This is a genomic window from Vibrio aquaticus, assembly GCF_003970385.1.
Taxonomy (GTDB): domain Bacteria; phylum Pseudomonadota; class Gammaproteobacteria; order Enterobacterales; family Vibrionaceae; genus Vibrio; species Vibrio aquaticus.
Map to the genome: position 1 here is coordinate 1 of NZ_RXZH01000192.1, position 377 is coordinate 377.

The 377-nt window shown below is 66.9% G+C and carries 1 protein-coding gene; it reads left to right on the forward strand.

The window, feature by feature from the left end; translation table 11 throughout:
- On the forward strand, window positions 1–281 hold a 281-nt coding region (locus EJ063_RS20740), incomplete at its 5' end, for an ATP cone domain-containing protein (protein WP_244225222.1).
- Between the last annotated feature and the right edge of the window lie 96 nt (window positions 282–377).

Below are 377 nucleotides of genomic sequence, written 5' to 3' on the forward strand. Positions count from 1 at the left end.
TCGAGGCGGACCGCATCGAGCGCATGGTATCGGGCATCGTGCGGCAGCTCGAAAGCTCGGGCGAGACGGAAATCCCCTCCTCCGCCATCGGCGAACTGGTGATCGAGGGTCTCAAGGGGCTCGATCCCGTGGCCTACGTGCGTTTTGCTTCCGKCTACCGCGATTTCCGCGAGGCGGCCGATTTCCAGGAAGTGCTGAGCGAAATCGCGCGCGACACTCCCGAGGTMGAAGCGGCAATGCCGGTGGCCAACGGCCAGGCAACCGCCGCCAAGCGGCATTGAGCGATGCCGGGCGGAGCCGCCAGTGACCCCAATCTCAAGTACATGGACCTCGCCGTGCGCATGGCGCGGCGCGGGCTCGGCCAGACCGGCTCGAAC